The sequence below is a fragment of the Anaerosporobacter sp. genome, from assembly GCF_965301125.1.
On record NZ_CBDLAM010000342.1, the window covers coordinates 1,241 to 2,219 of the forward strand.

1 protein-coding gene is annotated in these 979 nt (G+C 37.7%); it reads left to right on the forward strand.

Annotated features, from left to right (window positions below; all coding sequences use genetic code 11):
• Positions 1–123: 123 nt before the first annotated feature.
• Positions 124–979, forward strand: an 856-nt coding sequence (locus ACW2QF_RS19715) for a C1 family peptidase (protein WP_455717721.1), incomplete at its 3' end; no start/stop codon positions are given.

Genomic DNA, 979 nt, shown 5'->3' on the forward strand with positions numbered 1-979 from the left:
AAAACATTGCGAAATATGGGAAAAATCGGCAAAATTATCGATTAAATGATAGTATAATAGTATTTGTAACAATTAACCAAATTATTGTTATAAAAATAATTATTGTCGAAAGGAGAAATTATAATGAGAAGAAAGCAAAATCTACTCATGTGTGTGTTAGTTCTATTTTTAGTGATGTTCACTACTAATGCACATGCAGAGACGTTACCAACTACTAATGAGAATAATTACGGATATAATGATGTTGACGTCAATATCCCGAGTGTTGAGGAAGACAGCGATTATCCAGCGACGAGAGAAGAGGATGTTCCAGAATCTTATAGCGCTGTAGATTTGAACTATGTTTCTAATGTAAAGAATCAAGGTGGGTATGGTACCTGTTGGGCATTTGGAGCGATTAATACAGCGGAATCTAGTATGATTAAAAAGTACGGTTTCCCAGTCGCTACTGATTATTCTGAACTCCACCTGGCTTACAATTTTTATCATACGCAGGTAGATCCACTTGGCAATACGGCGGGGGATTCCACCACAGCTACAGGTTCTACATATTTGGACAGAGGTGGCAACAGTATCTTTACCGTAAAGAATTTCGCAAACTGGGTTGGTGCTGCTGATGAGAGTGTAGCGAATTATTCTAGCGCAAGCAGTTATGAAACGGATATGGCAAAAAAGACGGCAGAAGAGAAAACAGCCCTCAGCTTCAATGATTTAGCACATATGCAGAATGCTTATATTATTAAGGATACTGATGAATCTACAATCAAACAATTGATTATGGACAATGGTGCCGGAACAATTTCATACTATGCATCTGATTCAAGTGGCTACAACAGCACAACAGGTGCATATTATCAAAATGGTACGACTTCACAGAATCACTGTGTTTCTGTTGTTGGTTGGGATGATAATTATGCAGTTAGTAACTTCAATAGCAGTAAGTGCCCACCAGGACCAGGAGCTTGGCTAATAAAAAATA